The organism is Hydrogenophaga sp. PML113 (assembly GCF_001777155.1).
In the GTDB taxonomy this organism is placed as follows: Bacteria; Pseudomonadota; Gammaproteobacteria; order Burkholderiales; family Burkholderiaceae_C; genus Hydrogenophaga; species Hydrogenophaga borbori.
In genome coordinates, this window is sequence record NZ_MIYM01000007.1 from 96,043 (window position 1) to 107,710 (window position 11,668).

Below are 11,668 nucleotides of genomic sequence, written 5' to 3' on the forward strand. Positions count from 1 at the left end.
CTTTTCGGCAGGGGGCGCTGACGGCGCGACCTTCGGGGCCACGTTGGGTGGGTCAGGGGTTCGGTCGGTGCCGTGTTTCCACGCGTTCGATGAAGGCGCGCATGAGGGCCGCGCATTCGGCCGCGTGTGTTTCCAGCAGGAAATGCGGGCCATCAAGGATGTGCGCTTCCATGCGCGGCAGGTCCTTCATCCACGAGAGGGTCTCTTCGAGCGCGAAGAAGGCGTCGTGCCGGCCCCACAGCATCAGCGCTGGCGGTTGCCAGCGGGCGAGCCAGTCGGCGATGTCCGCGAAGCGCGCGACGTGGTGGCGGTAGTCCAGCACCAGCTGGCGCTGCGTCGCCAGCCGGCCGGGCAGGTTCATGGTGCGCCAGTCCCTTTCCCACTGTTGCGGGTCGATGCGCGCGGCCAGGTCGTCCGGTATGCCGGCCACATATTGGTCGCGTGTTCCCTTGAAGCTCAGGTGCGCGGTCGCCTCGGCTTCCCGCTCGGGTGAGGGGGCCTTCCAGTAGGCCCGGGTGGCCAACCATTGCGGTCCCAGGCCGCTCTCATGGGCGTTGGCGTTCTGGACGATGAGCCCGCGGATGCGGTCCGGCGTGCGCGTGGCGAGGTGGAGTCCGACCGCTGCGCCGTGGTCGTGCAGGTAGAGGTGGAAAGAGGCCACCCCGAGTCGCTCCAACAGTTCGCCGACGATGTCCGCCAGGCGCGAAAAGGAGGCTGGCTCGATGGGCGAAGAGCGGCCGAAGCCCGGCAGATCGGGTGCGATCACGAAGCAGTCGCGCGCGAGCGGGTCGATCACGTGCCGGAACGATCCGGACGAGCTCGGGAAGCCGTGGATCATCAGCAGGGCTGGCTGGCCCCGGTCGCCACTCAGGCGGACCGCCACGTCGGTGCCCTGGACCCGCAGAAGGGTGATGGGATTCATGGGACGTCTTGCCGGCAAACGCCGTGCCCTGTCCGCAGGGGACGGCCAGGGCCCTTTGTGGGACAATCTATGTTTCCGTCCACCAGAAAGAGCGAGAAAGGCATGTCGGTTATGACACCGCGAACTCAGGCGTTTTTCTTCGCGGCCTCTTGAGGCCAGCAGTTCGCGCCTGCCCGAGTCCTTTTCCTCTTCCCCATGAAAGCGCGGCCCCAGCCGCGCTTTTTTGTTTTCCGGATACCCACCATGCCCCAGATCACGCTTCCCGACGGTTCGCAACGCAGCTTTCCCGCACCGGTGACGGTGGCCGACGTCGCGGCCTCCATCGGCAGTGGCCTGGCCAAGGCCGCGCTGGGCGGCAAGGTGGACGGCCGGCTGGTCGACACCAGCTACACCATCGATCGCGACGCCTCGCTCGCGATCGTCACGGCCAAGGACGCCGACGGCCTGGAGATGATCCGCCACTCCACCGCCCACCTGCTGGCCTACGCCGTGAAAGAGCTGTATCCCGAGGCGCAGGTCACCATCGGCCCGGTCATCGAGAACGGCTTCTACTACGATTTTTCGTACAAACGTCCTTTCACGCCCGACGACCTGGCCGCCATCGAGAAGCGCATGGCCGAACTCGCCAACAAGGACGAGAAGGTCGAGCGCCGCGTGTTGCCGCGCGATGAGGCCGTGGCCCACTTCAAGGCCATGGGCGAGCACTACAAGGCCGAGATCATCGCCAGCATCCCGGCCAACGAGGACGTGAGCCTCTACCGTGAAGGCGGGTTCGAGGACCTCTGCCGCGGTCCGCACGTGCCCAGCACGGGCAAGCTCAAGCACTTCAAGCTCATGAAGGTGGCCGGCGCCTATTGGCGAGGGGACCACCGCAACGAGATGCTGCAGCGCATCTACGGCACGGCCTGGGCCACCAAGGAAGAGCTGCAGCAATACCTGACGATGCTGGAGGAAGCCGAGAAGCGCGACCACCGCAAGCTGGGCCGCGAGCTGGACCTGTTCCACCTGGACGAGCACAGCCCCGGCACGGTGTTCTGGCATCCCAAGGGCTGGGTGGTCTGGCAGGAGGTGGAGCAGTACATGCGCCGCGTCTACCGAGACAACGGCTACCTGGAGGTCAAGGGTCCGCAGATCCTGGACAAGGCGCTGTGGGAAAAGACCGGCCACTGGGACAAGTACCGCGAGAACATGTTCACCACGGAGTCGGAAAAGCGCGACTACGCGCTCAAGCCGATGAACTGCCCTGGCCACATCCTCATCTACAAGCAGGGCATCAAGAGCTACCGCGACCTGCCGCTGCGCTTCGGTGAGTTCGGCAACTGCCACCGCAATGAGCCCACGGGCGGGCTGCACGGCATCATGCGCGTGCGCGCCTTCACGCAGGACGACGGCCACATCTTCTGCACCGAAGACATGATCCAGGCCGAGGTCGCCGCCTTCACGACGCTGCTGCAGAAGGTCTACAAGGACTTCGGCTTCACTGAGATCCTCTACAAGCTCTCGACGCGCCCCGAGAAGCGCATCGGCAGCGAGGAGAGCTGGGACAAGGCCGAGGCCGCCCTGGCCCAGGGCCTGCGAGCGTCGGGCTGCGAATTCGAGTACCTGCCGGGCGAGGGCGCCTTCTACGGCCCGAAGATCGAGTACACGCTGAAGGACGCCCTGGGGCGCCAGTGGCAGTGCGGCACGATGCAGGTCGACCCGAACATGCCCGAGCGCCTGGACGCCGAGTACGTGGCCGAAGATGGCTCCCGGCAGCGCCCCATCATGCTGCACCGCGCCATCGTTGGCAGCCTGGAGCGTTTCATTGGCATCCTGATCGAACAGCACGCCGGCGCGCTGCCCACCTGGCTGGCGCCGGTGCAGGTGGCGGTGCTCAACATCACGGACGCGCAGGCCGATTACTGTCGTGAAATCGCGAAATCACTGCAGAATCAAGGGCTTAGAGTCGAAACAGATCTGCGCAACGAGAAAATAACGTATAAAATACGGGAGCACGCATTGCAAAAGCTGCCTTTCATTGCCGTTGTGGGCGACAAGGAAAAGGCCGCTGGCGCCGTGGCGGTGCGGGCCCGGGGCAACAAAGACCTGGGCGTGATGTCGCTGGAGGCCTTCTCCCAGCTCGTCGCGACATCGGTTTCATCCAAGGCTTGAACGCCCTCGGGCATGGCCCGGTGAAGCCGCCGCATCACCGGGCGCCCATGGTGCGAGCAGCCCCGCGGCCGACAGGCCGCTTTTGATTCACCGGCCCACTTGAAGGAAACGCACCATCGCTACCAACTTTCGCGACCGCCGCCAGCGTGAAGAACGCGCGCACCGCCTGAACCGGGAAATCATGGCCCCCGAGGTTCGCCTCAACGGCCCGAACAACGAGCCCTTGGGCATCGTGAGCTTGCAGGAAGCCCTTCGGATGGCTGGCGAGCTCGACGTCGATCTCGTGGAGATCGCCGCCACCGCGAATCCGCCGGTGTGCCGCCTGATGGATTACGGCAAGTTCAAGTACCAGGAACAGAAGAAGGCGGCCGAAGCGAAAGCCAAGCAGACGGTCATCGAGATCAAGGAAGTCAAGTTCCGCCCGGGTACCGACGACGGCGACTACAACATCAAGATGCGCAACATCCGCCGGTTCCTGGACGACGGCGACAAGTGCAAGATCACGCTGCGCTTCCGTGGCCGCGAGATCACGCACCAGGAACTCGGTCTGGCGCTGCTGAACCGCATCCGCGACGAGTTGGGTGACCTGATCATCGTGGAGCAGTTCCCGAAGCTGGAAGGGCGCCAGATGATCATGATGATCGCGCCGAGCCGCAAGAAGGTGGCGGCGAAGCCCGCGGCCGAAACGGCGGCGCCGGCGGCCAGCCCCACGGCGGCCTGAGACGCCGGGGTTGTTTGAAGAATTGAGCGGGCAGGGTTGGTCCCCTGCCGGCTTGAGGTACCAGCCGCAAGGCCGGTGCCGAAAGGAAGACCCGAAAGGGCCTTACCAGAAGTGGCTCGGGGCCCATCAAGACCGTGGCTGGTTGCCGCGGCGCCTCGCGAGCACAAATCAAAAGGAGCATTTCCATGCCCAAAATGAAGACCAAGAGCAGCGCGAAGAAGCGTTTTCGCGTTCGTCCCGGTGGCACCGTCAAGCGCGGTCAAGCCTTCAAGCGTCACATCCTGACCAAGAAGTCCACCAAGAACAAGCGCCACCTGCGCGGGGCCGTCAACGTCCATGAGACCAACATGGGTCACATGGCGCAGATGCTGCCGTTCGCTGGCCTGTAATCAAGACGAACTAGGAGAAGCATATGCCTCGCGTCAAACGTGGTGTCACGGCTCGCGCCCGCCATAAAAAAGTCCTGGCTCTGGCCAAAGGTTTCCGCGGCCGCCGCGGCAACGTCTTCCGCATCGCCAAACAGGCGGTGATGAAGGCGGGCCAGTACGCCTACCGCGATCGCCGCACCAAGAAGCGCGTGTTCCGCCAGCTGTGGATCGCGCGTATCAACGCCGGTGCGCGCGCTTGCGGCCTGACTTACAGCCAGTTCGCCAACGGTCTGAAGAAGGCCCAGATCGAGATCGACCGCAAGGTCCTCGCCGACCTGGCCGTCAACGACCCGGCGGCTTTTGGCAGCATCGTGGAGCAGGTCAAAGCCAAGCTGGCCACCGCTTGATTCCCGGCCGGGCGCGCAGGCGCCCGCTGCCGTTCTAAGGGGTTGAGGCTTGAGGGGTGACCCGCCGGCTTCAACCCTTTTTTCATTGCATCGGACACGCATCGAATGAACGAGTTGGACAACCTGGCCGAGGCGGCGCGCGCCGAGTTCGCGCAGGCCGCCACGCCGGCCGACCTGGAGAACGCCAAGGCGCGCTACCTGGGCAAGTCGGGCCGCATCACCGAGTTGATGAAGGGCATGGCTGCCCTGTCGGTGGACGAGAAGAAGACCCGCGGTGCTGCGATCAACCTGGCCAAGCAGGCCATCGAGGGCGCGCTGACGCAGCGCCGCCAGGCCCTGGCCGACGCGGAGCTGGACGCCCAGCTCAAGGCCGAGGCCCTGGACGTGAGCCTGCCGGGCCGTCAGCGCGGCGCGGGCGGGCTGCACCCGGTGAGCCTCACGCTGGAGCGCATCGAGGCCATCTTCGGCTCCATGGGTTTCGAGGTGGCCGAGGGGCCCGAGATCGAGTCCGACTGGTTCAACTTCACGGCCCTGAACACCCCCGAGGACCACCCGGCGCGTTCCATGCACGACACCTTCTACGTGGAAGGCGGCTCGGCGAAAGCGCCCAATCTGCTGCGCACGCACACCAGCCCGATGCAGATCCGCCACGCGGTGCAGCACGTCAAGCGCCACCGCGCGGCCCTGGACGCCGGCCAGGGCATGCCCGAGATCCGCGTCATCGCGCCGGGCCGCACCTACCGCGTGGACAGCGACGCCACCCACTCGCCCATGTTCCACCAGTGCGAGGGCCTGTGGATTGGCGAGAACGTGAGCTTCAAGGACCTCAAGGTCGTCTTCACCGATTTCTGCCGCACCTTCTTCGAGAGCGACGACCTGGTGCTGCGCTTTCGCCCCAGCTTCTTTCCGTTCACCGAGCCGAGCGCGGAGATCGACATCCAGTTCCAGAGCGGCCCGCTGGCCGGGCGCTGGCTCGAAGTGGCGGGCTCCGGCCAGGTGCACCCGAACGTGGTGCGCAACATGGGCCTCGACCCCGAGCGCTACATCGGCTTCGCCTTTGGCATGGGCCCCGACCGCCTGACCATGCTGCGCTACGGCGTCAATGACCTGCGCCTGTTCTTCGACGGCGACGTGCGTTTCCTCAGCCAGTTCCGATAAGCGACCACCATGCAATTCCCCGAATCCTGGCTGCGCAGCTTCTGCAACCCGCCGCTGACGAGCCAGCAACTTGCCGACACCCTCACCATGGCCGGGCTCGAGGTCGAAGAGCTGCGCCCGGTGGCGCCGCCGTTCACCCGGGTCGTGGTGGGCGAGATCAAGTCCGCTGCTCAGCACCCCAACGCCGATCGCCTGCGGGTGTGCGAGGTGGACGTGGGGCAGGGCGTGCCGCTCAATATCGTTTGCGGCGCGCCGAACGCCCGCGTGGGCATCAAGGTGCCTTGCGCGCTGGTGGGCGCCGAACTGCCCCCGGGCGAAGACGGCAAGCCCTTCGCCATCAAGCTCGGCAAGCTGCGCGGCGTGGAAAGCCAGGGCATGCTGTGCTCGGCGCGCGAGCTGCAGCTGTCCGACAGCCACGAAGGCCTGCTCGAACTCGCCGCCGACGCCGTGGTGGGGCGCGACATCCGCGAGCAGCTGGCGCTGGACGACATGCTGTTCATCCTGAAGCTCACGCCCAATCTGGCGCACTGCCTGAGCGTGTACGGCATCGCGCGCGAAGTGGCGGCCATCACCGGCGCGCCGCTGCAGGCGCCCAGCTTCCCGGCCGCGCCGGTGTCGCTGGACGACCGGCTGCCGGTGCGCATCGAGGCGCCCGACCTGTGTGGCCGCTTCAGCGGCCGCGTGGTGCGCGGCGTGAACACCCGGGCGCAGACGCCGGCCTGGATGGTCGATCGCCTGGCGCGCTGCGGCCAGCGCAGCGTCACCGCGCTGGTGGACATCTCCAACTACGTGATGTTCGAGCTCGGCCGGCCCTCGCACATCTTCGATCTCGACAAGATCCACGGCGGCCTGCAGGTGCGCTGGGGGCGCGAGGGCGAAACGCTCAAGCTGCTCAACGGCAACACCATCGCGGTGGACGCCGGCGTGGGCGTGATCGCCGACGACCAGGCGGTCGAGTCGCTGGCGGGCATCATGGGCGGCGACGCCACCGCGGTGTCCGACGACACCCAGAACATCTACATCGAGGCCGCCTTCTGGTGGCCCAAGGCGGTGGCCGGGCGGTCGCGCCGCTACAACTTCAGCACGGACGCGGGCCACCGCTTCGAGCGTGGTGTCGATCCGTCCACGACGGTCGAGCACATCGAGCGCATCACGCAGCTCGTGCTGGAGATTTGCGGCGGCCAGGCCGGTCCCATGGACGACCAGGTGGCGCGCCTGCCCGAGGCCAAGCCCGTCACCTTGCGCGTGGCGCGCGCGGCCAAGGTCATCGGCATGCCGCTCACGCAGGCGCAGTGCGTGGGTGCGCTGCGCCGCCTGGGTCTGGCCTTGCAGGAGGGCGAGGGCACGGTCACCGTGACGCCGCCACTCTACCGCTTCGATCTGCAGATCGAGGAGGACCTGATCGAAGAAGTGGTGCGCCTCGTGGGCTACGAGCAACTGCCCACCGCGCCGCCGCTGGCGCCGATCACCGCCAAGCTGCGTCCCGAGGCGCGCCGCGGCGCTTTCGCCGTGCGCCGCCAGCTCGCGCAGCTGGGTTACCAGGAGACGATCAACTTCAGCTTCGTCGAAGAGCGCTGGGAGCGTGAGCTCGCGGGCAACGCCGACCCGATCCAGTTGCTCAACCCGATCGCCAGCCAGATGAGCGTGATGCGCTCCTCGCTGATCGGCAGCCTGGTGGCGGTGTGCAAGTTCAACCTCGACCGCCGCGCCGAGCGCGTGCGCCTGTTCGAGATCGGCCGTGTGTTCCGCAAGGACGCGGGCGTGGCCGACAGCGACACCACCGTGGCCGGCTTCGACCAGCCCATGCGCGTGGCCGGCCTCGCGGGCGGGCCGCTGAACGCCTTGCAGTGGGGCGAGAGCGATCGCGGAGCCGATTTCTTCGACGCCAAGGGCGATGTGGAGGCCTTGCTGGCGCCGCGCCGCGCCGAGTTCCGCGCGGCCGAACACCCGGCGATGCACCCGGGCCGCTGCGCGGCCGTGTGGCTGGACGGCCGCTGCATCGGTCACGTGGGCGAATTGCACCCGCGCTGGCGCCAGGCATACGAATTGCCCCAGGCGCCGGTGCTGTTCGAACTGGAACTCGACGCCGTGCTGGCCCGGCCGGTGCCGGCCTTCCGCGCGGTCAGCCGCCACCAGCCGGTGCAGCGCGACCTGGCGCTGGTGGTCGACGAAGCCGTCTCGCACGACGCCGTGATGGCCGCCATCCGCGCCGCCGGCAACCCCTGGCTGCAGGACGCCGTGCTGTTCGATGTCTACCGACCGAAGAAAGGCGCCACGGTGCCCGGCCTGGCGGAGCATGAGAAGAGCCTGGCCGTGCGCCTCGTCATGAACCGTGAGGACGCTACACTGGCCGACGAACAGATCGAAGCCGCCGTGCAGCAGACGCTCGTGTCCCTGCAGCAGCGCGTGAAAGCCCGTCTGCGCGCTTGAGCCCCGACACCGACAAGAAGGAGAACCCGATGGAACTGGCCGTCGAAAGCCTGGAAACCCCCGCCCTCACCAAGGCGCAGCTCGCCGAGCTGCTGTTCGACCAGATCGGCCTGAACAAGCGGGAATCCAAGGACATGATCGACGCCTTCTTCGATCTCATCACCGAGAGCCTGGTCAATGGCACGGACGTGAAGATCTCGGGCTTCGGCAACTTCCAGATCCGCACCAAGGCGGCCCGCCCGGGCCGCAACCCGCGCACCGGCGAACCGGTGGCCATCCAGGCCCGGCGGGTTGTCACTTTCCACGCCAGTCCCAAGCTCAAGGAGCAGGTGCAGGCGGCGGTCATCGGCGGCTGAACGGCGCTGTCGCGCGGCCCGATAGGGGTCGCTTACAACATTTCGCACGAAAAGCCCCGGGGTAGTCCCCGGGGTTTCCTGACTTAGAGTAAATTCAAGCTTCGGTTTCTACCGCCTTGATTTACATGGAAAAATCGCTGCCCCCCATTCCAGCGAAGCGCTACTTCACCATTGGTGAGGTGGGCGAGCTGTGTGGCGTCAAGCCGCATGTGCTGCGCTACTGGGAGCAGGAGTTCACGCAGCTTCGCCCCATGAAGCGCCGGGGCAACCGGCGCTACTACCAGCACCACGAGGTGCTGATGATCCGCCGCATCCGCGAGCTGCTGTACGACCAGGGCTTCACCATCAGCGGTGCACGCAACAAGCTGCAGGAACTGGCCCAGGCCGAGCGCGAGAAGCGCCGCCAGGACGATGAAGATCCGATCGACGTGATCGACCTGGACGCCGTCATCCACGACGACGACACCACCGTGGTGTCGGCCATGGTGTCGCACGCCGCGCCAGCGGCATCGGCCGAACCCACGCTGTTGAGCGACATGCGCCGCGAACTGCTTGAGATTCGTGAGTTGCTTCGGCTATCGGCCTGAGAGCGCGCTTTTTTGCCGGCTATAATGCGAGGCTTGTCGGCGTGTAGCGCAGCCTGGTAGCGCACTTGCATGGGGTGCAAGGGGTCGCGAGTTCGAATCCCGCCACGCCGACCATTAGTACTGACGAAGCCCGCTAGGAACATCCACCTAGCGGGCTTTTTCTTTGCCAAATCAACGGTTTATCCTGCTATGGCGTACAGGGACCGACATTGACAGCCAGCACGGCGCCGGGGAACATACCGGGGAACAAAACCCCGTTTTTCCCCAGACCGGGGAACAACCCCCCCGTTTTGACCGGGGAACGCCCATGCTGACCGACGCCCAGTGCAGAAACGCCACATGCCCACCTGACAAACGGCGGGAGCGCCTGACCGATTCCGGCGGGCTGTACCTTGAGGTTTCGCCAGCGGGGTCGAAGCGCTGGTTTCAAAAGCTGTACGTGAGCGGCAAGGAAACTCGCATGGCGCTGGGCAGTTACCCAGCGGTGACGCTCACGGCGGCGCGCAAAGCCCGCGATGCGGCGAAGCTGAAAAAGGCCGATGGCTTCGACCCAGTGCAAGCGCGCAAGCTGGACCGGCTGAAGCAAGCCATGAGCGAGGGCGAAACCTTCGAGCATGTGGCCCGCGAGTGGTACGGCAAAAAATCTGCGCTGTGGAGTGCTCACCACAAGACGCGCGAGCTTCGCAACCTTGAGAAAGACCTTTTCCCCTGGATCGGCAAGCGGCGCATTGCCGAAGTCGAGCCGGTGGAGTTGTTGCAGACACTTCGACGGGTAGAGGCGCGCGGTTCGCTGGATGTGGCTCACCGGGTGCTCACCACGGCGCGGGGCGTGTTCGCTTACGCGGTGGCCACCGGCAAGGCGGGCCGCAATGTTGCGATGGACTTGAAGGGCGCATTGACGCCACACAAGGGCCGACACTTCGCGGCGCTTACCGACCCGGTGAGGGTGGGCGAGTTGATCCGGGCCATCCGGGGATACAAGGGCGGGCTTGTGGTGCGCGCGGCGCTGCAACTGGCCCCGATGCTGTTTCAGCGACCGACCGAGCTACGCGCGGCGGAATGGTCCGAGTTCGATCTTGATGCGGCGCTGTGGACGATTCAGGCAAAGCGCATGAAACGCACCTACGACGGCAAGGCCAACGGCGATCCGCACTTGGTGCCATTGCCCACGCAGGCCGTCGCGATCCTGCGCGAATTGCACCACCTCACCGGCGACGGTGTGCTGCTATTCCCTGGCGAGAAAGGCCGATCCATCCCGATCAGCGACAACACACTGCGCGCGGCGCTGTTGACGCTGGGCTATGGCCCCGATGTGCAAACCGTCCACGGCTTCAGGGCCACGGCGCGCACGCTGTTGGATGAGGTGCTGGAGTTTGATCCGCTGGTAATCGAGGCGCAATTGGCGCATGCGGTGAAGGATGCCAACGGGCGTGCCTACAACCGCACCACCTACCTGAAGCAACGCGCAGACATGATGCAGCGGTGGGCGGACTACCTGGACAAGTTAGCTGCCGGTGCTGATGTGATTCAACTGAATCGCGCCGCTTAGCCTGCGCACGAGTATCGATTTACATCAGGCATTGGCTACCAAAGACGTCCATTGCCTGATCGGGAGAAGTCACGTTAAACTCCGCCCGCCGAGAAAGGCCGGGTGTTCTGGCCAACAGCAAAAAGGGGCACGTCGAAAGATGGCGGAGCTATGTCCCGATGCTTTGAAACCACCAGTTCTGGTGGCTTCCTAGTTCTTGTCCTGTATAGCGGACAACACATCGCGACAAAGAAAGACAAGTGTGTTACTCTTCGCTCCGGCGGAGCGAGGTGCGTCTTTTTGTCACCTTCCCATACCGCCGATGATCAATGCCGACAGAGCCGCTGTGTTGGCGGTAGAGCAAAAAGAGGCGCCCCATTTTGGGGATTAGTCACGCCTGTAGAAATCGAAGCCGATTGCACGCACTGCTGAGTGTGTCGCGCGGCGATTCTTCCGGGCTACTGCAACTTACCGCAGCAGTTCCTACGTTCCCTCCCGGCGATATGGCTTCTGAAGGGGGGGTGATCCACTGCATGACGGTGGCCACCCGTTGCTTAAGCCTTGCTCGCTCTAATTTTCCCTGTACCCCTTTCCTTGGGGCGTTAACTCTTTGAAAGCCCGCGATCTGCGGGCTTTTTGTTTGTATCTGTCACTTTGATGTGATCGACTGAATTTGCCCGCAAGGGCAAAACCGTGACCGGCTAACTCGCAAGGGTGGCCGGTTTTTTTATGCCCGCATGGTTTTGCCCAGCGGGCTTTTTTTTGCTTACTCACTATGTCACTACTACGTATGCCGGCCGTCAAGGCCGAAACCGGGCACCGCTCGCACGCGAGTATCTACAACGCTATCAGGGCGGGACTTTTCACCAATCCCGTACCCATCGGACAAAGGGCCGTAGGCTGGCCCGATGATGAGGTGAAGGCCATCAACGCGGCGCGAGTTGCTGGCGCAAGCGATGAGCAAATCCGGGCGCTGGTGAAGCAGTTGCACGCAATGCGGGCGGAAAAGCTGGCCGTGCTGATGGCGGCTTGAGGGGGTG

General features: G+C 65.1%; 11 protein-coding genes and 1 tRNA gene. 11 read left to right on the forward strand and 1 reads right to left on the reverse strand.

Annotated elements, in window-relative coordinates:
- Window positions 1-52 precede the first annotated feature (52 nt).
- Window positions 53-922, reverse strand: a complete 870-nt coding sequence (locus BHU06_RS14740; protein WP_070399969.1) for an alpha/beta fold hydrolase — start codon at window positions 920-922, stop codon at window positions 53-55.
- Window positions 923-1,165: 243 nt separating this feature from the next.
- On the opposite strand from BHU06_RS14740, the gene thrS reads away from it, so the two are divergent.
- The 11 genes from thrS to BHU06_RS22160 all read left to right on the forward strand — a co-directional run bounded on the left by thrS (window position 1,166) and on the right by BHU06_RS22160 (window position 11,661).
- A complete protein-coding gene (thrS, locus tag BHU06_RS14745; protein WP_070399970.1) occupies window positions 1,166-3,073 on the forward strand; it encodes a threonine--tRNA ligase in 1,908 nt (635 codons plus the stop codon).
- Between the two features lie 115 nt (window positions 3,074-3,188).
- Window positions 3,189-3,794 (forward strand): translation initiation factor IF-3, encoded by a 606-nt coding sequence (gene infC / locus BHU06_RS14750; RefSeq protein WP_083293252.1) that lies wholly within the window; start codon window positions 3,189-3,191, stop codon window positions 3,792-3,794.
- Between the two features lie 185 nt (window positions 3,795-3,979).
- Window positions 3,980-4,183, forward strand: a complete 204-nt coding sequence (gene rpmI / locus BHU06_RS14755; protein ID WP_070399972.1) for a 50S ribosomal protein L35 — start codon at window positions 3,980-3,982, stop codon at window positions 4,181-4,183.
- A gap of 23 nt (window positions 4,184-4,206) precedes the next feature.
- Entirely contained in the window at window positions 4,207-4,569 is a 363-nt protein-coding gene (gene rplT, locus BHU06_RS14760) for a 50S ribosomal protein L20 (protein ID WP_009517526.1), read from the forward strand.
- Window positions 4,570-4,674: 105 nt separating this feature from the next.
- Complete coding sequence (gene pheS / locus BHU06_RS14765; protein ID WP_070399973.1) at window positions 4,675-5,727, forward strand: phenylalanine--tRNA ligase subunit alpha; 1,053 nt, start codon at window positions 4,675-4,677, stop codon at window positions 5,725-5,727.
- Between the two features lie 9 nt (window positions 5,728-5,736).
- Entirely contained in the window at window positions 5,737-8,157 is a 2,421-nt protein-coding gene (pheT, locus tag BHU06_RS14770) for a phenylalanine--tRNA ligase subunit beta (protein WP_070399974.1), read from the forward strand.
- A 29-nt stretch (window positions 8,158-8,186) separates the two neighbouring features.
- Entirely contained in the window at window positions 8,187-8,513 is a 327-nt protein-coding gene (locus BHU06_RS14775) for an integration host factor subunit alpha (RefSeq protein ID WP_009517529.1), read from the forward strand.
- A 125-nt stretch (window positions 8,514-8,638) separates the two neighbouring features.
- Window positions 8,639-9,100: a MerR family transcriptional regulator gene (locus BHU06_RS14780; protein WP_070399975.1), complete on the forward strand. Its 462-nt coding sequence runs from the start codon at window positions 8,639-8,641 to the stop codon at window positions 9,098-9,100.
- A 37-nt stretch (window positions 9,101-9,137) separates the two neighbouring features.
- Window positions 9,138-9,214: transfer RNA gene (locus tag BHU06_RS14785), tRNA-Pro, on the forward strand.
- 193 nt (window positions 9,215-9,407) lie between these two features.
- On the forward strand, window positions 9,408-10,649 hold the full coding sequence (locus BHU06_RS14790) for a site-specific integrase (protein WP_070399976.1): 1,242 nt from the start codon (window positions 9,408-9,410) through the stop codon (window positions 10,647-10,649).
- 769 nt (window positions 10,650-11,418) lie between these two features.
- Entirely contained in the window at window positions 11,419-11,661 is a 243-nt protein-coding gene (locus BHU06_RS22160; protein WP_254668181.1) for an AlpA family transcriptional regulator, read from the forward strand.
- Window positions 11,662-11,668 lie beyond the last annotated feature (7 nt).

What these genes read in the sequence shown, in the direction of transcription:
- rpmI (WP_070399972.1), top strand. Translation starts at nt 3,980, where the DNA reads ATGCCCAAAATGAAGACCAAGAGCAGCGCGAAGAAGCGTTTTCGCGTT.
- thrS (WP_070399970.1), top strand. Translation starts at nt 1,166, where the DNA reads ATGCCCCAGATCACGCTTCCCGACGGTTCGCAACGCAGCTTTCCCGCA.
- pheT (WP_070399974.1), top strand. Translation starts at nt 5,737, where the DNA reads ATGCAATTCCCCGAATCCTGGCTGCGCAGCTTCTGCAACCCGCCGCTG.
- BHU06_RS14775 (WP_009517529.1), top strand. Translation starts at nt 8,187, where the DNA reads ATGGAACTGGCCGTCGAAAGCCTGGAAACCCCCGCCCTCACCAAGGCG.
- BHU06_RS22160 (WP_254668181.1), top strand. Translation starts at nt 11,419, where the DNA reads ATGCCGGCCGTCAAGGCCGAAACCGGGCACCGCTCGCACGCGAGTATC.
- BHU06_RS14780 (WP_070399975.1), top strand. Translation starts at nt 8,639, where the DNA reads ATGGAAAAATCGCTGCCCCCCATTCCAGCGAAGCGCTACTTCACCATT.
- rplT (WP_009517526.1), top strand. Translation starts at nt 4,207, where the DNA reads ATGCCTCGCGTCAAACGTGGTGTCACGGCTCGCGCCCGCCATAAAAAA.
- BHU06_RS14790 (WP_070399976.1), top strand. Translation starts at nt 9,408, where the DNA reads ATGCTGACCGACGCCCAGTGCAGAAACGCCACATGCCCACCTGACAAA.
- pheS (WP_070399973.1), top strand. Translation starts at nt 4,675, where the DNA reads ATGAACGAGTTGGACAACCTGGCCGAGGCGGCGCGCGCCGAGTTCGCG.
- BHU06_RS14740 (WP_070399969.1), bottom strand. Translation starts at nt 922, where the DNA reads ATGAATCCCATCACCCTTCTGCGGGTCCAGGGCACCGACGTGGCGGTC.